The sequence below is a fragment of the Streptomyces sp. NPDC005799 genome (genome assembly GCF_040630525.1).
In the GTDB taxonomy this organism is placed as follows: Bacteria; Actinomycetota; Actinomycetes; order Streptomycetales; family Streptomycetaceae; genus Streptomyces; species Streptomyces griseorubiginosus_B.
This window is the reverse complement of the sequence record NZ_JBEXXQ010000001.1, coordinates 16,254-37,323: the sequence shown is the minus strand read 5'-3', so window position 1 is coordinate 37,323 and position 21,070 is coordinate 16,254. Positions and strand designations below refer to the sequence as shown.

Annotated in this window: 18 protein-coding genes; 10 read left to right on the top strand and 8 right to left on the bottom strand. The window is 70.6% G+C overall.

All coding sequences use genetic code 11. The features are described 5' to 3' along the window. Positions 1 to 283: 283 nt before the first annotated feature. Positions 284 to 1,144 (bottom strand): serine hydrolase, encoded by an 861-nt coding sequence (locus ABZ453_RS00165; protein WP_359009964.1) that lies wholly within the window; start codon positions 1,142 to 1,144, stop codon positions 284 to 286. A gap of 154 nt (positions 1,145 to 1,298) precedes the next feature. Here ABZ453_RS00165 and ABZ453_RS00160 point away from each other — a divergent pair, with 154 nt between their 5' ends. Continuing rightward, entirely contained in the window at positions 1,299 to 3,617 is a 2,319-nt protein-coding gene (locus ABZ453_RS00160) for a glycosyltransferase family 39 protein (protein WP_359009962.1), read from the top strand. 150 nt (positions 3,618 to 3,767) lie between these two features. Then, complete coding sequence (locus ABZ453_RS00155) at positions 3,768 to 4,574, top strand: endonuclease (RefSeq protein WP_359009960.1); 807 nt, start codon at positions 3,768 to 3,770, stop codon at positions 4,572 to 4,574. A gap of 80 nt (positions 4,575 to 4,654) precedes the next feature. On the opposite strand, the gene ABZ453_RS00150 is transcribed toward ABZ453_RS00155, so the two are convergent. The 3 genes from ABZ453_RS00150 to ABZ453_RS00140 all read right to left on the bottom strand — a co-directional run bounded on the left by ABZ453_RS00150 (position 4,655) and on the right by ABZ453_RS00140 (position 7,700). Further along, positions 4,655 to 6,337: a thiamine pyrophosphate-binding protein gene (locus ABZ453_RS00150; RefSeq protein WP_359009958.1), complete on the bottom strand. Its 1,683-nt coding sequence runs from the start codon at positions 6,335 to 6,337 to the stop codon at positions 4,655 to 4,657. Beyond that, positions 6,334 to 7,302, bottom strand: a complete 969-nt coding sequence (speB, locus tag ABZ453_RS00145) for an agmatinase (protein WP_359009956.1) — start codon at positions 7,300 to 7,302, stop codon at positions 6,334 to 6,336. Before speB ends, ABZ453_RS00150 begins: the two co-directional genes overlap by 4 nt. A gap of 245 nt (positions 7,303 to 7,547) precedes the next feature. Beyond that, the gene (locus ABZ453_RS00140; protein ID WP_359009954.1) at positions 7,548 to 7,700 is read right to left on the bottom strand and encodes a YlcI/YnfO family protein; all 153 of its coding nucleotides are present in this window, start codon (positions 7,698 to 7,700) and stop codon (positions 7,548 to 7,550) included. Positions 7,701 to 7,728: 28 nt separating this feature from the next. Here ABZ453_RS00140 and ABZ453_RS00135 point away from each other — a divergent pair, with 28 nt between their 5' ends. Both ABZ453_RS00135 and ABZ453_RS00130 read left to right on the top strand, forming a co-directional pair. Next, positions 7,729 to 9,018 carry a transposase gene (locus ABZ453_RS00135; RefSeq protein WP_359009952.1) on the top strand — a complete coding sequence of 430 codons (1,290 nt, stop codon included), beginning with the start codon at positions 7,729 to 7,731 and terminating at the stop codon, positions 9,016 to 9,018. A 132-nt stretch (positions 9,019 to 9,150) separates the two neighbouring features. Then, positions 9,151 to 9,939: a phosphatase gene (locus ABZ453_RS00130; protein ID WP_359009950.1), complete on the top strand. Its 789-nt coding sequence runs from the start codon at positions 9,151 to 9,153 to the stop codon at positions 9,937 to 9,939. A gap of 10 nt (positions 9,940 to 9,949) precedes the next feature. Here the strand turns inward: ABZ453_RS00130 and ABZ453_RS00125 are convergent, their stop codons facing one another. From ABZ453_RS00125 to ABZ453_RS00110, 4 genes are all read right to left on the bottom strand, one after another. Continuing rightward, positions 9,950 to 10,816: an acyl-CoA thioesterase II gene (locus tag ABZ453_RS00125; protein ID WP_359009948.1), complete on the bottom strand. Its 867-nt coding sequence runs from the start codon at positions 10,814 to 10,816 to the stop codon at positions 9,950 to 9,952. Positions 10,817 to 10,851: 35 nt separating this feature from the next. Further along, positions 10,852 to 12,009, bottom strand: a complete 1,158-nt coding sequence (locus tag ABZ453_RS00120; RefSeq protein WP_359009946.1) for an acyl-CoA dehydrogenase family protein — start codon at positions 12,007 to 12,009, stop codon at positions 10,852 to 10,854. Positions 12,010 to 12,182: 173 nt separating this feature from the next. Further along, entirely contained in the window at positions 12,183 to 12,488 is a 306-nt protein-coding gene (locus ABZ453_RS00115; RefSeq protein ID WP_359009944.1) for a hypothetical protein, read from the bottom strand. Between the two features lie 142 nt (positions 12,489 to 12,630). Beyond that, positions 12,631 to 13,227 (bottom strand): TetR/AcrR family transcriptional regulator, encoded by a 597-nt coding sequence (locus ABZ453_RS00110; RefSeq protein WP_359009942.1) that lies wholly within the window; start codon positions 13,225 to 13,227, stop codon positions 12,631 to 12,633. Between the two features lie 96 nt (positions 13,228 to 13,323). Between ABZ453_RS00110 and ABZ453_RS00105 the strand changes: the two genes are divergently transcribed. The 6 genes from ABZ453_RS00105 to ABZ453_RS00080 all read left to right on the top strand — a co-directional run bounded on the left by ABZ453_RS00105 (position 13,324) and on the right by ABZ453_RS00080 (position 21,006). Next, positions 13,324 to 14,940 (top strand): carboxyl transferase domain-containing protein, encoded by a 1,617-nt coding sequence (locus tag ABZ453_RS00105; RefSeq protein WP_359009940.1) that lies wholly within the window; start codon positions 13,324 to 13,326, stop codon positions 14,938 to 14,940. A 14-nt stretch (positions 14,941 to 14,954) separates the two neighbouring features. Further along, on the top strand, positions 14,955 to 16,913 hold the full coding sequence (locus ABZ453_RS00100; RefSeq protein WP_359009939.1) for a biotin carboxylase N-terminal domain-containing protein: 1,959 nt from the start codon (positions 14,955 to 14,957) through the stop codon (positions 16,911 to 16,913). Beyond that, the gene (locus tag ABZ453_RS00095; protein WP_359009938.1) at positions 16,910 to 17,842 is read left to right on the top strand and encodes a hydroxymethylglutaryl-CoA lyase; all 933 of its coding nucleotides are present in this window, start codon (positions 16,910 to 16,912) and stop codon (positions 17,840 to 17,842) included. The genes ABZ453_RS00100 and ABZ453_RS00095 overlap by 4 nt, the downstream gene beginning before the upstream one ends. An 8-nt stretch (positions 17,843 to 17,850) precedes the next feature. After that, positions 17,851 to 19,011, top strand: a complete 1,161-nt coding sequence (locus ABZ453_RS00090) for an acyl-CoA dehydrogenase family protein (protein ID WP_358593815.1) — start codon at positions 17,851 to 17,853, stop codon at positions 19,009 to 19,011. Between the two features lie 110 nt (positions 19,012 to 19,121). After that, entirely contained in the window at positions 19,122 to 20,171 is a 1,050-nt protein-coding gene (locus ABZ453_RS00085; protein ID WP_359009936.1) for an ABC transporter substrate-binding protein, read from the top strand. A 1-nt stretch (position 20,172) separates the two neighbouring features. Continuing rightward, on the top strand, positions 20,173 to 21,006 hold the full coding sequence (locus tag ABZ453_RS00080) for a siderophore-interacting protein (RefSeq protein WP_359009934.1): 834 nt from the start codon (positions 20,173 to 20,175) through the stop codon (positions 21,004 to 21,006). The last annotated feature ends 64 nt before the right edge of the window (positions 21,007 to 21,070 follow it).

The following is a 21,070-nucleotide window of genomic DNA, read 5'->3' as shown; positions in this document are numbered from 1 at the left end:
CTCACCGCAGCGCGGCCGGACACATCCCGCCGCCCACCGGCAAGGCGAGATGCCACCGCCACCAGGGCCACCGTAACGGTCGCGAGTACGGCTCTCAGGCGCATGCGCGCCACCCGTGGGCGACGGAGGGCGTCAACTCGTGGCAGGACGGCCGGACACTTCCCGCCGTCCGCCGTCGGGCTGGCCGCGCGGCCCGCGAGGTCCCTCACGCAAGCGTGGGGAGCCTTGGTCGCGGAGCGCCGGAGCGCCCCCTCCGGGCGGAGACGCGGCGGGCGGGAACGTGTCAGGCCGCCGCCAGGTCCTTGTGGATGACCTTCGCCACGCCCTGGATGGTGGAGATGCCGTAGTTCATGGTGCTGTTGCCCCAGGTGAGCACCGTGATCATGTAGTCGTGGCCGCCGCCGTTGAAGGTGCCGACGCTGTGCACCCGCCAGCCGTGCGTGGAGCGCTGCAGCCAGCCGTTCTTGACGTGCCAGGAGACGCCGGACGGGGTGCCGTAGGGCGTGCCCCAGCGCTGCGAGGAGATGACCTGGCCCATCAACTTCAGGATGTAGGCACGGGCGTTGTCGCTGAGCACCGCGTTCTTCGCCGTGAGCAGCTTGAGCAGCTTCTGCTCGTCGGTGACGTTGATCTGGGTCAGACCCCAGTAGCCGTTCGCGCCGGGGACGGTCTTCGTCATGCCGGCGGCGCTCAGGAAGCCCTTGATCTTCGTCAGGCCCAGCTGCTTCCACAGCCTGCTGGTCGCGTCGTTGTCCGACTTGGTGATCATGGCCTTGGCCAACGAGGTCTCGGTGTCGGTGAGATACCGGTTGTGCTTCTTCGCGTCCCACAGCAGCGTGGCGAGGACGGTCACCTTGACGACACTGGCGGAGTCGTAGGAGGAGGTGGCCCGCAGCGAGCACGTGGTGTTGGTGGAGCGGTCGTAGAGCCCGACCGCGACGGTGCCCTGACGGCCGGCGAGCGCGGCGGTGATGTCCTTCTGGAGCTTGGTGGCCAGGCCCGCCCGGGCGGACGTGCAGCTGACGGTGGGTGTCGTGGCGGCCGCGGCGGGCGAGGCGGCGGCCACGCCGGGTATGAGCACGCCGAGCCCGAGGGCCCCCGTGGCGAGCGCTCTGGCGCGTCTGGTTGATTTCCCTGGTGTCATGCCCCTGTTGACGCTCGGCTTTGCCCGAAAGGTTGTACGCGCGGGCTCCGTTGGGCAAAGTGCGCCCAAGGCGTTACCGCCCCCTTGGCCGATTCACAGCCGGGGGCCAGCTTCGGCACAGCCCGCACCCACTCCCCCTCCGCACGATGCCCGGGTGACATCTGCCACCGATCCGCACCCCCACACCGAGCCCGTGTCCGCCGACTGGCCGCCGCCCGCCCCGCCCGCGGCGCCGCCGGACCGGGCACCGCGCTGGTCGCTGCCCGCCCTGATCGCGATCCTGGTCCTGGCGGCGGTCCTGTACGCCTGGAACCTGTCCGGATCCAGCATGAACACCTTCTACAGCGGTGCCATCTGGGCCGGCACGAAGAGCTGGAAGGCCTGGTTCTTCGGTTCGCTGGACCCCGGCAACTTCCTGACCGTCGACAAACCACCGTTCGCGACCATGATCATGAGCCTGTCGTGCCGTCTCTTCGGCTTCGGCACCTGGCAGATGATGGCGCCTCAGATCCTGGCGGCCCTCGCCACGATCTGGATCCTGCACTCCACCGTGAAGCGGGTGTGGGGTCACGGCGCGGCGACCGTCGCCGCGCTGGTGCTGGCGCTGACCCCGATCACCGTCGCCATCAACCGCGACAACAACCCCGACACCCTCCTGGTGTTCCTCATGGTCGCGGGCGCGGCCCTCGCCTTCCGCGCCACCCGTGACGACAGGCTGCTGCCGCTGCTCGGCTCGGCGGCCTGCTTCGGTCTCGCCTTCAACACCAAGCTGCTCGCGGGCTGGATCGCTCTCCCCGCCGTCTTCGCGCTCTACCTGTACGCGTCGAAGGCGTCCTGGGCGAAGCGGATCGTCAACCTGCTGCTCGCCGCGGCCGTCCTGGCTGTCTCCAGTTTCTGGTGGGCGATCGCCGTCTCCCTGGTCCCGGCCTCCGACCGGCCCTACATCGGCGGCTCCACGGACGGTTCCGCCTGGGACCTGATCATGGGCTACGACGGTCTCGGCCGTGTCTTCGGCGGCGAGGGCAACGGCGGGGGCGGCGGAGGCGGGGGCGGCGGCTTCTCCGGCTCCTCGGGCCTCGGCCGGATGTTCAACGACATCCTCGGCGGCCAGATCTCCTGGCTGCTGCCCTTCTCCGCGATCGCCCTGGTCGGCGGTCTGGTGCTGTGCGGGCGCGCCCCGCGCACCGACCTCCGGCGGATGGCGCTGGTGCTGTGGGGCGGCTGGACGCTGCTGCACTACGTGATCTTCGCGACCGCCCAGGGCACCATGCACCCCTACTACACCACCGCGCTCGCCCCGGGCATCGCGGCGCTGTGCGGCGGCGGTGGCGTGATGCTGCTGGACGCCTTCCGCCGCGACAAGCGCTGGGTATGGGTTCTCCCGGCCGCCTTCGGTATCACCGGCATCTGGGCCATCGCCCTGCTGCGCCGCGCCTCCGGCTGGAACACCTGGCTGTGGCCGACGATCGGCGTCCTGACGGTGGCCGGCATCGTGGGCATGCTGGTCTTCCGCTCCGGCGACCGAGTCCGGCTGCTCATGGCCTCGCTGGCGGCGGCTCTGGTCGCGGCACTGGCGGGCCCGACGGCGTACGCGGCGTCGCCCGCCTTCGGTTCCTCCGGCGGCATGATGGGCGGCACGAACCCCACGGCCGGCCCCTCCACGGGCGGCGGCATGGGACGCGGCCCCGGCGGCATGCGCGGCGGGAGCGGCTTCCCGGGGCGCGGCGAGACGCCGGGCGGCAACGGCCAGGCGGGCGGCGAGCTGCCGGGCGGCGGCAACCAGGCCGACGGTGACGCGCAGGGCGGCTTCCCGGGCGGACAGCAGGGCCAGAACGGTGAGCTGCCGGGCGGCGGGCAGATGACGCCGGGCGGCGGAAACGGCGAACTCCCCCAGGCGGGCGGCACCGGCCAGGCTCCGGGCGGCACCGGCACGGCGGGCGGTACGGCTCCGGGCGGCACCGGTGGCAACGGCGGTTCGGCACCTGGCGGCACCGCCGAGAGCGGTGGTACGGCCGGACAGCGCGGCGGCTTCGGCGGCGGCGCGGGCGGCGGGCCCGGCGGTATGGGCGGTGCGGACGGCGAGCTCATCTCGTACCTGAAGAAGCACCAGGACGGCGCCAAGTGGCTGCTCGCGGTCTCCAACTCGCAGAGCGCCGCGCAGATCGAGCTCAGCGCCCGGAAACCGGTCATCTCCATGTGGGGCTTCACCGGCTCCGACAACGCGATGACGGTGGCCAAGCTGAAGGAGCTCGTGAAGAAGGGCGAGTTGCACTACATCCAGATCGGCAGCGGCGGCATGGGCGGCGGTATGGGCGGCCCCGGCGGCGGCAACACCCTCAGCACGCAGGTGTCCACCTGGGTGAAGCAGCACGGCACGGCGGTGAAGGCGAGCGCGTACAGCAAGAGTTCGACCTCCACGTCGAGCACGAGCACCGCGTCGCTCTACCGCCTGGACCCGTCCGACGTCAGCTGACGCAGACCAACCCCGAACGGCTCCCGACCCCCTGGTCGGGGGCCGTTCTTTACTTCCCTTTTTAACGTCCTGTTCATCGACAAGACCTCATGTCCATGTCACTCTCCCTCTTGCCGCCTCCATTCAACCCGCGTAGATGGGACAACCTTAATGCCGGTGACACGCGTACAGCGATGGAAGTCGGTGGCGTTGGCCACCGCCGCCGTGATGGTGGGCCTCGCGGCCCCGGCGCTGACGGCCACCCCGGCCGCCGCCACGACGACCGCGTACGACTCGACGTACTACAAGAACGCGATCGGCAAGACCGGCACGAGCCTGAAGTCGTCCCTGCACACGATCATCAGCTCGGGCGTGACGAAGCTGTCGTACTCTGCGCTGTGGGACGCCCTGAAGAAGACCGACCAGGACCCGAACAACAGCAACAACGTGATCCTGCTGTACTCGGGCATCTCCCGCAGCAAGTCCCTCAACGGCGGTGACAGCGGCGACTGGAACCGCGAGCACGTCTGGGCGATCTCGCACGGCGACCTCACCACCTCGACCGGCCCCGGCACCGATCTGCACCACATTCGCCCCGAGGACGTGGCGGTCAACGGCAAGCGCGGCAACCTCGACTTCGACGAGGGCGGGTCCACCTTCACCAACAGCGGTGGCAGCAAGGTCGACTCGGACTCCTTCGAGCCGCGCGACGCCGTCAAGGGCGACGTGGCCCGCATGATCCTCTACATGGCCGTCCGCTACGAGGGCGACGACGGCTTCGCCGACCTGGAGCCCGACGACAAGGTCAACAACGGCTCCAACCCCTACATCGGCAAACTCTCGGTCCTCAAGCAGTGGAACGACGAGGACCCGCCGAGCGCCTTCGAGGAGAACCGCAACCAGGTCATCTACGACACCTACCAGCACAACCGCAACCCGTTCATCGACCACCCGGAGTGGGTGGACGCGATCTGGTAGGGGGTGCGTCGCAGGGCCTCGTCGTGGACGGGTGCCTCCGCGGCAGGACGGCGCCGCACGAGCGGGGTCTTATGGCCGCATCACAGATGCGTCGCCGCGAACATCCGCAGCACCGCCGGGAGTACGACCACCGAAGGGCCCGGTGACCTGAGGGCCTTCGTCAGGTCGGTTTCGAGGGTCTCGGGGGTCGTGCGGATCCCCGGGACGCCGAAGGACTCGGCGAGGGCCACGTAGTCCGGGCGGGTCAGTTCCGTCGCCGTGGCCTCACCGAAGGCGTCCGTCATGTACTCGCGGAGGATGCCGTAGCCGCCGTCGTCGACGATCAGCCAGGTGACGTTCAGGTCGTACTGGCGGGCGGTCGCCAACTCGGCGACGGAGTACAGGGCTCCGCCGTCCCCGGAGACCGCGAGGACCGGGGTCGTCGGGTCCGCGGCCGCCGCGCCCAGGGCCGCCGGGAAGCCGTAGCCGAGGCCGCCGGCGCCCTGCGCGGAGTGCATGCGGTTGGGGCCCTTGGCGTCGAACGCCGACCAGGCCCAGTACGCCAGGATCGTCATGTCCCAGAAGGACGGGGAGCCGGCGGGGAGCGCCTTGCGCACCGACGCCAACACGTCCTGTTCCAGGGTGAGTTCCTGGGCGGCGATACGGTCGGAGACCTTCGCCAGGACCGTACGGACCCGCTCGGGCGCTCCGGCGTCCTCCCTCGGGGACACCGTCTCCAGCAACGCCTGCAACGCGAGGCGCGCGTCCGCGTGGATGCCCAGCGCCGGGTGGTTGGACTCGAGCTTGCCGAGGTCCGCCTCGATCTGGATCAGCCGGCCACGGGGCGCGAACGTGTGGTAGTTGGAGGAGAGTTCACCGAGGCCGGAGCCGACCACCAGCACGACGTCGGCGTCCTCGAGGAAGTCCGTGGTGTGCCGGTCCTCGATCCAGGACTGGAGGGACAGGGGGTGCTTCCACGGGAACGCGCCCTTGCCGCCGGGAGTGGTGACGACGGGCGCCTGAAGCGTCTCCGCGAGCTGCCTGAGCTTGCCGGACGCGTCCGCGCGGACGACTCCCCCGCCCGCGATGATCGCCGGACGGACGGCCCGGGACAGCAAGTCGGCCGCCACGGCGGTGAGTTCGGGGCGCGGGGGAAGGTCGTCCGGGGTCGCGTCCACCGCCGTGACCACCGGGACCGGCGTCCGGGCCAGCAGCACGTCCTGCGGGATCTCCACCCACACCGGGCCGTGCGGGGCCGTCAGCGCCGACTTCCAGGCCGCCGCGATCGCGGACGGAATCTGGGACTGGGTGCGCACGGTGTGGACGGACTTGACCACGCCCCGGAACGAGGCCGCCTGGTCGGGGAGTTCGTGCAGATAGCCGTGGCGGCCGCCGCCCAGACCGGCGGTGGGGATCTGGCTGCTGATCGCCAGCACGGGCGCCGAGGCCGCGGCCGCCTCCTGAAGCGCGGCGAGCGAGGTCAGCGCGCCCGGGCCCGTCGACAGCAGCAGCGGGGCCGCCTCGCCGGTGATCCGGCCGTACGCGTCCGCCGCGAACCCCGCGTTGTTCTCCACCCGCAGACCGACGTACCGCAGGTCGGAGCGGCGCAGCGCGTCGAACATGCCGAGCGCGTGCTGACCGGGCAGCCCGAAAACGGTCGTCGCGCCGAGCCCGGCCAGCGTCTCCACGACCAGGTCCCCGCCGTTGCGGCCGGGAGGAGGGTTCAGCGCGGCCTCCGTCTGGGCCGGTGTCGGGCGGAGTTCCAGGTCGTGGTCGTGGGTCACTTCGCGCGGGCCTCGGCAATCTGGCGGGTCATGATCGTGGTCAGTTCGTACGCCGTGTGGGACGCGGCCACCGACGTGATCTCCGCGTGATCGTACGCCGGGGCCACCTCGACGACGTCGGCGGAGACGAGGTGGCAGGAGGCCAGAGCGCGCAGGATCTCCAGCAGCTCGCGGGAGGTCATGCCGCCCGCCTCGGGGGTGCCGGTGCCGGGCGCGTGGGCCGGGTCCAGGCAGTCGATGTCGATGGAGATGTAGAGGGGACGGTCGCCGATGCGCTGCCGCAGCTGGTCGGCCACCTCGTCGGCGCCACGGCGGTAGACGTCCGCCGAAGTGACGATGCCGAAGCCCATCTTCTCGTCGTCGGTGAGGTCCTGCTTGCCGTACAGGGGGCCGCGGATGCCGACGTGGGAGAGCGCCGAGGTGTCGAGGATGCCCTCCTCCACCGCCCGGCGGAACGGCGTGCCGTGCGTGTACTCGGCGCCGAAGTACGTGTCCCAGGTGTCGAGATGGGCGTCGAAGTGCAGCAGCGCGACCGGGCCGTGCTTCTTGGCGACGGACCTCAGCAGCGGCAGCGCGATGGTGTGGTCGCCGCCGAGGGTCATCAAGCGGGCGCCGGTGCCGAGGAGTTCGTCGGCGGCGGCCTCGATCGTCTCGACGGCCTCGTTGATGTTGAAGGGGTTCACGGCGATGTCCCCGCCGTCCGCGACCTGCGCCAGGGCGAACGGGGACGCGTCCTGCGCCGGGTTGTAGGGCCGCAGCAGCCGGGACGCCTCGCGGATCGCGTTGCCGCCGAAGCGGGCGCCCGGCCGGTAGGAGACACCCGAGTCGAACGGCACCCCGACGACGGCGACATCGGTACGGCCGACCTCGTCGAGGCGGGGCAGCCGGGCGAAGGTGGCGGGCCCGGCGTACCGCGGGATCCGGGAGGAGTCGACGGGGCCGCGGGGCGTCTCGTTGCTGCTCATGGGGTATTGCCTTCTTTCCTACGCTTCATCGCGTATGTACGACTCTACTGGGGCCCCGCGCCGGTTCGAATAAAGGTTCGATATCTCGGCAGTCGCGTCGACTGCATCCGCCCGCATCCGCGAACAGCTGGCCCCTGCGACAGTAGACAGACGGAAAGCGGCCGAGAATTAGACGTTTTGTACAGCAGGGCGCGACAGAGTGAAGGAAACGTCCACGACGCCTGGCACACCCAGGGGTGCCTGAATCACCGCCGAGCGCCATTCGGCTCCTCGTCGGCCTGGACAGCGCGTCGCACAACGGCGACCAGCCAGGAGTTCAGGGAACGGTCGTCTGCTTCGGCCGCATCCCGAGCCTTTTCGTGGAGATCGTCAGGGAGTCTGAGATTCACATGCTTCATGGTCCCATTCTTGAGCTAGATTGAGACCATGTCCAGGTTCCGTATGTACCCGACGTCGCAGCAGGAGCAGCAAATGCTCACGCACTGCACGCACGCCCGGTATGTGTGGAATCTCGCCGTCGAGCAGCACTCTCACTGGCAGCGCTGGCGGAGAGCTGCCCCTGGTTTTGCCGAGCAGTGCCGCCAACTCACCGAAGCCCGCCGGGAGAACGCGTGGCTCGGAGCCGGGAACGCCGATGTGCAGCAGCAGGCACTCAAGGACTTCGCCAGAGCCAAGGACGCGAAGTTCACGTGCGGATTCGGTGAGCCGACCTGGCGCAGGAAGTACCGCCATGAAGGCTTTCGTGTCATCGGTACGGATCGGGTGCCGGAGTTCAACGACGATGGCACGGCAAAACTCAAACCACAGACCGGCAAGCAGGTCATGAGCCGCTCGGTGGTGGTGCAGAAACTCAACCGACGATGGGCACAGGTGAAGGTCCCCGGCTGCGGGTGGGTGCGGTTTCGTCTCACCCGCAGCGAGCTGCCGAGAGCAAAGACGTTCCGCGTCACCTACCGCCACGGACGATGGCACATCGCGTTCGCCGGCATCCCCGGGCCGATCGAGGCACCGGGCTCGGGCGAGGTCATCGGCATCGACCGCGGCGTGCGGATCACTGCCGCGTTGTCGGACGGACGGAAGCTGAACTGCCCACAGCTCACGGCCAAGGAGCGGGCACAGATCCGCAAACATCAGCGGCGCGCTGCCAGAGCAAAGAAGGAGAGCCCGCAGAAGACCGCCGAGTACGCGAAGGTTGCCAGGCTCAAGGCCCGCGAGGCCGACCGGCGCAAGGACTGGTGCGAGAAGTCCTCGACCATGCTCGCCCGCACCTACGACCTGGTGCGATTCGAGAAGTTGAACATCAAGAACATGACCGTCTCCGCCAGAGGGACAGCCGACCAACCCGGCAAGAACATCAAGCAGAAGGCCGGGCTCAACCGGTCGATCCTCGCTCAGGGCTGGGGCCTCCTCCGGCAACGCACTGAGCACAAGGCCCCGGGCCGCGTTGAGGACGTTCCTGCCCCCTACACCTCCCTGCGCTGCAGTGCCTGCGGATGGATCGAGAAGAAGTCGCGCAAGAGCCAAGCCGACTTCGTCTGCGTATCCTGCGGCTTCACCTGCAACGCGGATGAGAACGCAGCAAACAACGTCGCGGTAGGACAGGGCGGGATCCCCCGCCCCCGGCAGACAGCCGGTACCGGAGGGGTGACAGCGGCCACCAGCCGTTCGAGCGCCCGTGAACCTCAACCCACGTGGGTTGGAATCCCTCTTTTTTGAAAGAGAGGGAGGATGTCAATGGGCGCACACCTCGGATAGGTACGACGGCTCACCGACCCTGAGTACGTGACCCACGTCCCAGCGTGCGGGACACCAGGGACCGGCACGGGCGGCTGCCTCACAATGGGAGACATGCCGATACCCGGGACTCCCAGCCGCGCCGAGCTCGTCGACCACCTCGTCCGGACCCGTATCGCGGGCGACGTCGCGACGCCCCGCGAGAACAATCTCAGCCACTACCGCAGGCTGGCGAACGGCGACCGCCACTACTGGCTCGGGCTGGAGCTCGGCGACCGCTGGAGCGACGAGCAGGACGTGCTCGCGGTGATGGCGGAGCGGGTCGGCGTGAACGACGACCCCGAATACCGGTACGGCCAGGACACCATCGACCCCGAGCTGACGGTGGCCGCCCTGGAGCGGCTGGCCGGTCGGCTGCGCAAGGCGGCCGAGGGGCAGCAGCGGGTGCTGTTCGCCACCGGCCACCCGGGCGGCCTGCTCGACGTGCACCGCGCCACGGCGGACGCCCTGCGCGGCGCCGGCTGCGAGATCGTCGTCATCCCGGAGGGACTGCAGACGGACGAGGGGTACGTCGTGCAGTTCGCGGACGTGGCGGTGCTGGAGCACGGCGCCTCGCTGTGGCACACCCACTCGCCGGAGCCGATGAAGGCGATCCTCACGGCGCTGGAGCGGGAGGGACGCCCGCTGCCCGACCTGGTGGTCGCCGACCACGGCTGGGCGGGGTACGCCGGACAGCACGGGGTCGACTCGGTCGGCTACGCCGACTGCAACGACCCCGCCCTCTTCCTCGGCGAGTCGGAGGGAACCCTGCAGGTCACGGTCCCCCTCGACGACCATGTGGTCAGCCCCCGGCACTACGACCCGATGACCGCGTTCCTGCTGGCGGAGGCGGGCCTGGCCTGACGGTCCGCCGTCAGCGGGGGACGCGGACCACGCCCTCCTGGATCACCGAGATCGCCAGCCGCTCGTCCTGCGTGTAGATGCGGGCCTGCCCGAGGCCACGGCCACCGTACGACGAGGAGGACTCCTGGTCGTACAGGAGCCACTCGTCGGCGCGGAACGGGCGGTGGAACCACATGGCGTGGTCCAGGGAGGCCCCCACCACGTCACCCACCGCCCAGCCGCCGCGGCCGTGCGCGAGCAGGACCGAGTCGAGCAGGGTCATGTCGGAGACGTAGGTGGCGAGGACGACATGGAGCAGCGGGTCGTCGTCGAGCTTGCCGTTGGTGCGGAACCAGACCTGGGAGTGCGGCTCGCGCGGCTCGCCGTACTTCCCGTACGGCGGCTCCTCGACGTAGCGCAGGTCGATGGCCTCCCGGGCCTGCAGGAACTTCTCCACGATGCCCGGGTCGAGGTGGTCGTAGCCGCGCAGCCGCTCCTGCGAGGTGGGCAGGGTGACCGGGTCGGGCGCGGGCGGCATCGGGGTCTGGTGGTCGAGGCCGTCCTCGTAGGTCTGGAAGGACGCCGACAGGGAGAAGATCGGCCGGCCGTGCTGGACCGCGACCACCCGGCGGGTGGTGAAGGAGCGGCCGTCGCGGATGCGCTCCACGGTGTAGACGATGGGCGCGCCCGGGTCGCCGGGCCGCAGGAAGTACGCGTGCAGGGAGTGGGCGAGCCGGTCCGCGGGGACCGTGCGCCCGCACGCGACCAGCGCCTGGGCGGCGACCTGTCCGCCGAAGACGCGCGGGACGACGGCGGACCGGGACTGGCCGCGGAAGATGTCCTCCTCGATCTGCTCGAGGTCGAGCAGATCGAGGAGGTCCTGGAGTGCCTCGTTCATGGCACCTTTTCTACGGGCCGGTAATTGCGGGGGCCTTACAGGCCCATGTCCTTCGCGATGATCGTCTTCATGATCTCGCTGGTACCGCCGTAGATGCGGTTGACGCGGTTGTCCGCGTACAGGCGGGCGATCGGGTACTCGTTCATGAAGCCGTAGCCGCCGTGCAGCTGCAGGCAGCGGTCGATGACGCGGTGCGCGACCTCGGTGCAGAACAGCTTGGCGCTGGCGGCCTCGGCCGGGGTGAGCTCACCGGCGTCGAGGGCCTCGAGCGCGCGGTCGGCGACCGCCTCGGCGGCGTCCACCTCGGCCTGGCAGGCGGCCAGTTCGAACTTGGTGTTCTGGAAGGAGGCGACCGGCTTGCCGAAGACGCTGCGCTCCTGGACGTACTGCTTGGCGAACCGGACGGCGGCCTTGGCCTGCGCGTAGGCGCCGAAGGCGATGCCCCAGCGCTCGGAGGCGAGGTTGTGGCCGAGGTAGTAGAAGCCCTTGTTCTCCTCGCCGAGCAGATCCTCGACCGGGACCTTCACGTCGACGAACGCCAGCTCGGCGGTGTCGGAGGTCTTCAGGCCGAGCTTGTCGAGCTTGCGGCCGACGGAGTAGCCCTCGGATTTGGTGTCCACGGCGAACAGGGAGATGCCGAAGCGGCGGTCCTCAGCGGTGGGCGCCGAGGTGCGGGCGCAGACGATGACGCGGTCGGCGTGCACGCCACCGGTGATGAAGGTCTTGGCGCCATTGAGGACGTAGTGCGTGCCGTCCTCGGAGAGCTTGGCGGTGGTCTTCATGCCCGCGAGGTCGGAGCCGGTGCCCGGCTCGGTCATCGCCAGCGCCCACATCTCCTCGCCGGTGACGAACTTCGGCAGGTAGCGCTTCTTCTGCTCGTCGGTGGCGAGCATCTTGATGTACGGCAGGCCGAGCAGCACGTGCACGCCGGAGCCGCCGAACTGGACGCCCGCGCGCGCGGTCTCCTCGTACATCACGGCCTCGAACTTGTACGAGTCGATGCCTGCGCCGCCGTACTCCTCGTCGACGCGGATGCCGAAGACGCCGAGCTCGGCGAGCTTGTAGTAGAAGTCGCGCGGCGCCTGGCCGGCCGCGAACCACTCGTCGTAGACCGGGACGACCTCTGCCTCGATGAAGGCCCGGAGGGTCTCCCGGAACGCCTCGTGATCCTCGTTGAACACCGTACGGCGCACCGCCGCCACCGCCCTTCTCTGCGCCTAAACCGGCGCCGCTCTCGCGTACCTGGTTGCTCGCCGTCGGGGTTGCTCAATTGATGGTTGCGGTCCGATGGCTAAGCGCTTGCTCAGAAGATTACGGTACCGGCGAGTACGTTCACCCGTCCAGAGGAGTCGGACCGTAACGCTCGTCACGCCGTCGCTGAGGACCGGAGGCGGCGGAGCAGTGCGCCGAGGAAGGCGGCGTTCGCCAGGGCCGAGACGGCGATCACCGCCACGTAGGCCACACCGAAGGCCCAGCCGTCCACGCCGTCCGGGGTCAGCAGGAGCACCAGGCTCTCCGGCGCAGTCAGGAGGACGGGCACGACGGCGGACATCGAGGCGTCCGCGTGGGACACGAACAGGGTGTCGACGCCGACGAAGACCAGCGTGAGGGCCACGACGGCCAGGTAGGTCCGCGAGATCCAGTTGTCCAGGGAGGGGCGGAGCAGGTCCATGGAAGAGCCCTTCGCAGTCAGGGTCGGTGAGGCGACGCCTCCACGATCACCCGCCGACGGCCCGCCCGGCATGAGTACGACGACTCATCCGCCCCTGGGGACACCGACGCACCCGTTGCCCTTGGGGACACGGACGCACCGCTCACTGCGTACCGGCCGCCGCGAACGCCCCCCTCGCCATCCGGTGCAGCAGCTGCGCGGTCGCGTCCCGGCCCGGCAGCGAACCGGGGCGGCCCAGGTGCGGGGTGGAGTTGAGCAGCCCGAAGACCGAGTGCACGGCCGAGCGGGCGGCCGGCTCCGCGAGCCCGGGGTAGACCTCGCGCAGCACCTCCACCCACAGCTCCACGTACTGCCGCTGGAGCTGGCGCACCAGCTTGCGGTCGCTGTCCCGGAGGCGGTCCAGCTCGCGGTCGTGCAGGGTGATCAGGGGGCGGTCGTCGAGCGCGAAGTCGATGTGCCCCTCGATGAGCGAGTCGAGGACCGCCTCCGAGGCCACCCCGTCGGCCTCCTGCAGCCGCCGTTTCGCCCCCGTCAGGAGCTGCCCGCTGATGCCGACCAGCAGCTCGGCGAGCATCGCGTCCTTGCCCGCGAAGTGACGGTAGAGACCGGGGCCGCTGATGCCGACGGCGGCGCCTATCTCGTCGACCCCGACCCCGTGGAAACCGCGCTCGGCGAACAGCCGCGCGGCCTCCTTGAGGATCTGCTCGCGGCGGGTGGGGGCGTCGGTTCTGGTGGCCATGGAGGCAATTCTAGACAGGGAGGTTAGCGGTCGTTAACCTGGAGGAGATGGTTAACGCTCATTAACAGGCGATCACTGGGTGAGGGGACCGCAAGGATGCACGAGGCACCGGAGCTCCACAGCGCGGCCGACCCCGCGTCGGAGGCCTGGCGGGCCAACGAGGAGGCGCACCGGGCGCTCGCCGAGGAGCTGCGCGGCAAGCTGGCCGCGGCCCGGCTCGGCGGCGGCGAGAAGGCGCGGGCGCGGCACACCGCGCGCGGCAAGCTGCTGCCGCGCGACCGGGTGGACACGCTCCTCGATCCGGGGTCGCCCTTCCTGGAGCTGGCTCCCCTGGCCGCCGACGGGATGTACGAGGGGGCGGCCCCGGCGGCCGGTGTGATCGCGGGGATCGGGCGGGTGAGCGGGCGCGAGTGCGTGATCGTCGCCAATGACGCCACCGTCAAGGGCGGCACGTACTACCCGATGACGGTGAAGAAGCACCTGCGCGCCCAGGAGGTGGCCCTGGAGAACCGGCTGCCGTGCGTCTACCTGGTCGACTCCGGGGGCGCGTTCCTGCCGATGCAGGACGAGGTGTTCCCGGACCGCGAGCACTTCGGACGGATCTTCTACAACCAGGCGCGGATGTCCGGCGCCGGGATCCCTCAGATCGCCGCGGTCCTCGGCTCGTGCACGGCGGGCGGGGCGTACGTCCCGGCGATGAGCGACGAGGCCGTGATCGTGCGCAACCAGGGCACCATCTTCCTGGGCGGCCCGCCTCTGGTGAAGGCGGCCACCGGCGAGGTCGTCACGGCGGAGGAGCTGGGCGGCGGCGAGGTGCACTCCCGGGTCTCCGGTGTGACGGACCACCTGGCCGAGGACGACGCGCACGCGCTGCGCATCGTCCGGAACATCGTCTCGACGCTCCCCGCGCGCGGACCCCTGCCCTGGGAGGTCGTGCCGTCCGTCGAGCCCAAGGTCGACCCCTACGGCCTCTACGGCGCCGTGCCCGTGGATCCCCGCACCCCCTACGACGTCCGCGAGATCATCGCGCGTGTGGTCGACGGCTCGCGGTTCGCGGAGTTCAAGGCGGAGTTCGGGCAGACCCTGGTGACCGGCTTCGCCCGGATCCACGGCCACCCGGTCGGCATCGTCGCCAACAACGGCATCCTGTTCTCCGAGTCCGCCCAGAAGGGCGCCCACTTCATCGAGCTGTGCGACCAGCGCGGCATCCCGCTGCTGTTCCTGCAGAACATCTCCGGCTTCATGGTCGGCAGGGACTACGAGGCGGGCGGCATCGCCAAGCACGGCGCCAAGATGGTGACGGCGGTGGCCTGCACGCGCGTGCCCAAGCTGACGGTCGTCGTCGGCGGCTCGTACGGCGCGGGCAACTACTCGATGTGCGGCCGGGCCTACTCCCCCCGCTTCCTGTGGATGTGGCCCGGCGCCAAGATCTCCGTCATGGGCGGCGAGCAGGCCTCCTCCGTCCTCGCGACGGTCAAGCGGGACCAGTTGGAGGCGCGCGGCGAGGAATGGCCGGCGGAGGAGGAAGAGGCGTTCAGGGCGCCGATCCGCCAGCAGTACGAGCGCCAGGGCAACGCCTACTACGCCACCGCCCGCCTCTGGGACGACGGCGTGATCGACCCGCTGGAGACCCGGCAGGTGCTGGGCCTCGCGCTGACCGCCTGTGCCAACGCGCCCCTGGGTGACCCCCAGTTCGGCGTCTTCCGGATGTGACGGGGAGGGAACCCATGTTCGACACAGTGCTGGTGGCCAACCGGGGCGAGATCGCCGTCCGGGTGATCCGGACGCTCCGCTCGCTGGGCGTGCGCTCGGTGGCCGTCTTCTCCGACGCGGACGCCGACGCCCGGCACGTCCGGGAGGCCGACACGGCGGTACGGCTCGGCCCGGCACCGGCCGCCGAGAGCTATCTGTCCATCGAGCGGCTCCTGGAGGCCGCCTCCCGCAGCGGCGCCCAGGCGGTCCACCCGGGATACGGCTTCCTCGCGGAGAACGCGGCCTTCGCGCGCGCGTGCGCCGACGCGGGGCTGGTCTTCATCGGACCGCCCGCCGAGGCCATCGCCCTCATGGGCGACAAGATCCGCGCCAAGGAGACCGTGCGGGCGGCCGGGGTGCCGGTCGTGCCCGGCGGACGCGACCCCGAACTGGCCGAGGCGGCCCGCGCGTTGGGTGCGCCCGTGCTGCTCAAGCCGTCGGCCGGCGGTGGCGGCAAGGGCATGCGGCTGGTGCGGGACCTCGCCGTGCTGGACGAGGAGATCGCCGCCGCCCGCCGGGAGGCCCGGACCTCCTTCGGCGACGACACCCTGCTCGTGGAGCGGTGGGTGGACCGGCCCCGGCACATCGAGATCCAGGTGCTGGCGGACGGCCACGGGAACGTCGTCCACCTCGGCGAGCGCGAGTGCTCGCTGCAGCGCCGGCACCAGAAGGTCGTCGAGGAGGCGCCGAGTGTGCTGCTCGACGAGGAGAGCCGGGCCGCGATGGGTGAGGCGGCCGTCCAGGCGGCCCGCTCCTGCGGTTACCGGGGCGCGGGCACGGTGGAGTTCATCGTGCCGGGCGGCACTGCGCCTGTCGGGGGGACACCCCCCGAACCCCCCGTCTCCTCGTTCTTCTTCATGGAGATGAACACCCGCCTCCAGGTGGAGCACCCGGTCACCGAACTGGTCACGGGCCTGGACCTGGTGGAGTGGCAGCTGCGGGTCGCGGCAGGTGAGCGGCTGGCCTTCGGGCAGGACGACATCACGCTGACCGGGCACGCGATCGAGGCCCGTGTGTGCGCCGAGGACCCGGCGCGCGGCTTCCTGCCCACCGGCGGCACGGTGTTGCGGCTGGCCGAGCCCCAGGGCGACGGGGTCCGCACCGACTCCGGGCTCAGCGAGGGCACGGAGGTCGGCTCGCTGTACGACCCGATGCTGTCCAAGGTGATCGCGTACGGCCCGGACCGCGAGACCGCTCTGCGCAAGCTGCGGGCCGCCCTCGCCGGGACGGTCACGCTGGGCGTGCAGACCAACGCGGGGTTCGTGCGGCGGCTGCTCGCGCATCCGGCGGTGGTGGCGGGCGAGTTGGACACCGGGCTGGTGGAGCGCGTGGTGGACGACCTGGTCTCCACGGAGGTACCGGAGGAGGTGTACGAGGCCGCCGCCGCCGTACGTCTTCAGGCGCTGAGGCCGCGCGGGGAGGGCTGGACGGACCCCTTCTCGGTGCCGAGCGGCTGGCGGCTGGGCGGTGTGGCCAAGCCGCTCGCCTTCCACCTGCGGGTCCAGGATCCCGTCGCCCATGTGCCGCGCGGCGCCCACACCGTCACCGACGACACCGTCTCGGTGATCCTCGACGGCGTCCGGCACACCTTCCACCGGGCCGGCGAGTGGATCGGCCGGGACGGCGATGCCTGGCAGGTGCGGGACCACGACCCCGTGGCCGCGTCCCTCACGCACGCGGCGCACGCGGGCGCCGACTCGCTGACGGCACCGATGCCGGGGACGGTCACGGTCGTGAAGGTGGCCGTCGGGGACGAGGTGAGCGCCGGCCAGAGCCTGCTGGTGGTGGAGGCGATGAAGATGGAGCACGTCATCTCCGCCCCGCACGCCGGCACGGTCGCCGAACTGGACGTCACGCCGGGTACCACGGTCGCCATGGACCAGGTGCTCGCGGTCATCACCCCGCTGGAGAGCTCGGCAGAGGAGGCCCAGTGACTCTCCCCATGGTCGTACCGGACCAGGACCTGCCCCCGCGGGTGCGGATCCACGAGGTCGGCGCGCGGGACGGGCTGCAGAACGAGAAGGCGACGGTGCCGACGGAGGTGAAGGCGGAGTTCGTGCGCCGCCTGGCCGACGCGGGGCTGACGACGATCGAGGCGACCAGCTTCGTGCACCCCAAGTGGGTGCCCCAACTCGCGGACGCGGAGCAGCTGTTCCCGCGGATCTCGGACCTGCCCGTGGATCTGCCGGTGCTCGTGCCGAACGAGCGCGGCCTGGACCGCGCCCTCGCGCTCGGCGCCCGCCGGGTCGCCGTCTTCGCCAGCGCCACCGAGTCCTTCGCCAAGGCCAACCTCAACCGCACGGTGGACGAGGCGCTGGCGATGTTCGAGCCGGTGGTGGGGCGGGCGAAGGCCGAGGGCGGGCACGTCCGCGGCTATCTCTCCATGTGCTTCGGCGACCCGTGGGAGGGGGCGGTGCCGGTCGCCCAGGTCGTACGGGTGTGCCGGGCACTGGTCGACATGGGGTGCGACGAGCTGAGCCTCGGCGACACGATCGGCGTGGCGACCCCGGGGCATGTGTCGGCCCTGCTGACCGAGCTGAACGAGGCCGGCGTGCCCACCGCCTCCCTCGGCGTGCACTTCCACGACACCTACGGCCAGGCCCTCGCCAACACCCTGGCCGCGCTGCGGCACGGCGTCACCACCGTCGACGCCTCCGCCGGCGGGCTCGGCGGCTGCCCGTTCGCCAAGTCCGCCACCGGCAACCTCGCCACCGAAGACCTCGTGTGGATGCTTCAAGGTCTCGGCATCGACACCGGAGTCGACCTCGGCCGCCTCGTCGCCACCAGCGTGTGGATGGCCGACCACCTGGGCCGACCCAGCCCGTCCCGCACCGTCCGAGCCCTCTCCCACCAGGAGCAGTGATCACAGCCATGGACTACCGACTCTCCCCCGAGCTGGAGGAACTCCGGCGCACCGTCGAGGAGTTCGCGCACGAGGTGGTGGCGCCCAAGATCGGCGATTTCTACGAGCGGCACGAGTTCCCGTACGAGATCGTCCGCGAGATGGGCCGCATGGGCCTGTTCGGGCTGCCGTTCCCGGAGGAGTACGGCGGCATGGGCGGCGACTATCTGGCGTTGGGCGTGGCGCTGGAGGAGCTGGCCCGTGTCGACTCCTCCGTCGCCATCACGCTGGAGGCCGGTGTCTCCCTTGGCGCGATGCCGCTGCATCTGTTCGGCACCGAGGAGCAGAAGCGGACCTGGCTGCCCCGGCTGTGCTCCGGCGAGATCCTGGGCGCCTTCGGCCTGACCGAGCCGGACGGCGGCTCGGACGCGGGGGCGACGCGCACGACGGCCCGGCTGGACGCGGAGACGGACGAGTGGGTGATCAACGGCACCAAGTGCTTCATCACCAACTCCGGCACGGACATCACCGGGTTGGTCACGGTCACCGCGGTCACCGGCCGCAAGCCCGACGGCAAGCCGCTGATCTCCTCGATCATCGTCCCCTCCGGCACCCCGGGCTTCACGGTCGCGCCGCCGTACTCGAAGGTCGGCTGGAACGCCTCCGACACCCGTGAGCTGTCCTTCCAGGACGTCCGGGTGCCCGCCGCCAACCTGCTGGGCGAACAGGGCCGTGGTTACGCCCAGTTCCTGCGCATCCTGGACGAGGGCCGGATCGCGATCGCCGCCCTCGGCACCGGTCTGGCGCAGGGCTGCGTGGACGAGTCGGTGAAGTACGCCAAGGAGCGGCACGCGTTCGGGCGGCCGATCGGCGCCAACCAGGCGATCCAGTTCAAGATCGCCGACATGGAGATGAAGGCCCACACGGCCCGCCTCGCCTGGCGTGACGCGGCCGCCCGGCTGGTCAGCGGCGCGCCCTTCAAGAAGGAGGCGGCGCTGGCGAAGCTGTACTCCTCCACGGTCGCGGTGGACAACGCCCGTGACGCGACCCAGATCCACGGCGGCTACGGCTTCATGAACGAGTACCCGGTGGCCCGTATGTGGCGCGACTCCAAGATCCTCGAGATCGGCGAGGGCACCAGCGAGGTCCAGCGGATGCTGATCGCACGGGAGTTGGGGCTCGCGGGGTAGGCCGGCCGGGAGACGGGGCCGACCACCCTCTGGACATCAGCTGAGGTTAGGCTAACCTCACTTAGACGTGTCCGGCGGGCGCTCCGCCCCGTTCGAAAGCAGCCATACCCATGCCTTTTGCCCGTGCCACCCATCCGACCCGCCGCGGCATCCTGGCCACGGGTGGCGCCCTCGGCCTCGGGGCCGCGCTCGCCGCCTGCGGGGACGACAAGGCGAAAAGCAGTGGCTCCGGCGACGGGACGGCCGCCGCCGAGACCGGCCCCTGGTCCTTCAAGGACGACCGCGGCGAGACCGCGAAGGCCGACAAGGTCCCCTCGGCCATCGTGGCGTTCGTCGGCGTCGCCGCCGCGCTGTACGACTACGGCATCCGGGCCAAGGGCGTCTTCGGCCCGACGACGACCAAGGACGGCAAGGCCGACGTCCAGGCCGGCGACATGGACGTCAGCAAGGTCACCGTGCTGGGCAACGAGTGGGGCCAGTTCAACATCGAGAAGTACGCGGCCCTCCAGCCCGACGTCCTGATCTCCACGATGTTCGACGACGCGGGCACGCTCTGGTACGTCCCGGACGAGTCCAAGAAGAAGATCCTCGCCGTCGGCGCGCCCGGCGTCGGCATCTCCGTCTACGACCGCCAGCTGACCGAGCCGCTGCAGCGGATGCTCGCGCTCGCCAAGTCCCTCGGCGCGGACACCGCGTCCAGCAGGGTGACCGGGGCGAAGAAGCGGTTCGAGGACGCGGCGGCCCGGCTGCGCGCGGCCGCCAAGGCCAAGCCCGGCATCAAGGTGATGGCCGGTTCCGCGAGCCAGGACCTCTTCTACGTCTCCGGCTCCGACCTCTCCATCGACCTGGAGTACTTCAAGGCCCTCGGCGTGGACTTCGTCGAGCCCTCGGAGAAGGCCAAGGCGAAGGGCGGCGGCTGGTACGAGTCGCTGAGCTGGGAGAACGTCGACAAGTACCCGGCGGACATCATCATGATGGACAACCGGACCTCCGCCATCCAGCCAGCCGACATCACCGAGGCGACCTGGAAGAAGCTGCCCGCCGTGAAGGCCGGCCAGGTCATCGCCCGCAACCCCGAGCCGATCCTGTCGTACGACAAGTGCGTGCCGTTGCTCACGAGCCTCGCCGAGGCCATCGAGAAGGCGAAGAAGGTCAGCTGACATGACTACGGCCGTGGCCGCCCCGTTCCGTTTCTTCCCGCTGCAGGTCGTACGGACGAGGCGGCTCGGCCCGTCCCTGGTCCGGGTCACCTTCGCCGGGGACGACCTGCGGTACTTCCGCTCCGAGGGACGCGACCAGTCGCTGTCCCTCTTCCTCCCCCAGCCCGGGCAGAGCGAGCCCGCCGTCCCTTATGAGCTGGGCGACAGTTGGTGGCAGGCGTGGCGTGAACTCCCCGACGACGTACGGGCGGTGATGCGTTCGTACACCCTGCGGAGCCTGCGCCGCGACCCGGACGAGATCGACGTCGACTTCGTGCTGCACACCCCGGCCGGGCCCGCGTCCGCCTGGGCCGCGCGCGCCGCCGCCGGTGACCGGGTCGTGCTGCTCGGCCCGGCGGTCGCGGACAACCGCGCGATCCGCTTCCGCCCGCCCGAGGACACCGACCTGACGCTGATCTGGGGCGACGAGACCGCCCTGCCCGCGGTGTCGGCGATCCTCGAGTCCCTGCCGGCCGGCGCCCGCGCCCGCGTCTGGCTGGAGGTGCGCGAGGCCGGGAACATCCAGGACCTGGCGACCGAGGCGGACGCCGAGATCACCTGGCTGGTCCAGGACACGGACGGCGTCGAGGGGTCCCCCATGGCCCTCGACGCCCTGCGCGCCGCCCGACTCCCCGCTGCCGAAAGGCCGTACGTCTGGATCGCGGGCGAGTCGGGGTGCGTGAAGCAGCTGCGCCGGCACTTCGTCGGGGAGCGCGGGATCGACCGGCGGCGGGTCACCTTCGTCGGTTACTGGCGCCAGGGCCTGAGCGAGGAGCAGCTGCGCGAGCAGGAGTGACGGCGGTCACGGGAGGGCCAGGATCAAGGGATTGTAACTTAGGTTAGGCTAACCTAAGTTCGAC

What these genes read in the sequence shown, in the direction of transcription:
- ABZ453_RS00165 (WP_359009964.1), bottom strand. Translation starts at nt 1,144, where the DNA reads ATGACACCAGGGAAATCAACCAGACGCGCCAGAGCGCTCGCCACGGGG.
- ABZ453_RS00155 (WP_359009960.1), top strand. Translation starts at nt 3,768, where the DNA reads ATGCCGGTGACACGCGTACAGCGATGGAAGTCGGTGGCGTTGGCCACC.
- speB (WP_359009956.1), bottom strand. Translation starts at nt 7,302, where the DNA reads ATGAGCAGCAACGAGACGCCCCGCGGCCCCGTCGACTCCTCCCGGATC.
- ABZ453_RS00140 (WP_359009954.1), bottom strand. Translation starts at nt 7,700, where the DNA reads ATGAAGCATGTGAATCTCAGACTCCCTGACGATCTCCACGAAAAGGCT.
- ABZ453_RS00135 (WP_359009952.1), top strand. Translation starts at nt 7,729, where the DNA reads ATGTCCAGGTTCCGTATGTACCCGACGTCGCAGCAGGAGCAGCAAATG.
- ABZ453_RS00130 (WP_359009950.1), top strand. Translation starts at nt 9,151, where the DNA reads ATGCCGATACCCGGGACTCCCAGCCGCGCCGAGCTCGTCGACCACCTC.
- ABZ453_RS00125 (WP_359009948.1), bottom strand. Translation starts at nt 10,816, where the DNA reads ATGAACGAGGCACTCCAGGACCTCCTCGATCTGCTCGACCTCGAGCAG.
- ABZ453_RS00115 (WP_359009944.1), bottom strand. Translation starts at nt 12,488, where the DNA reads ATGGACCTGCTCCGCCCCTCCCTGGACAACTGGATCTCGCGGACCTAC.
- ABZ453_RS00110 (WP_359009942.1), bottom strand. Translation starts at nt 13,227, where the DNA reads ATGGCCACCAGAACCGACGCCCCCACCCGCCGCGAGCAGATCCTCAAG.
- ABZ453_RS00105 (WP_359009940.1), top strand. Translation starts at nt 13,324, where the DNA reads ATGCACGAGGCACCGGAGCTCCACAGCGCGGCCGACCCCGCGTCGGAG.
- ABZ453_RS00100 (WP_359009939.1), top strand. Translation starts at nt 14,955, where the DNA reads ATGTTCGACACAGTGCTGGTGGCCAACCGGGGCGAGATCGCCGTCCGG.
- ABZ453_RS00090 (WP_358593815.1), top strand. Translation starts at nt 17,851, where the DNA reads ATGGACTACCGACTCTCCCCCGAGCTGGAGGAACTCCGGCGCACCGTC.
- ABZ453_RS00085 (WP_359009936.1), top strand. Translation starts at nt 19,122, where the DNA reads ATGCCTTTTGCCCGTGCCACCCATCCGACCCGCCGCGGCATCCTGGCC.
- ABZ453_RS00080 (WP_359009934.1), top strand. Translation starts at nt 20,173, where the DNA reads ATGACTACGGCCGTGGCCGCCCCGTTCCGTTTCTTCCCGCTGCAGGTC.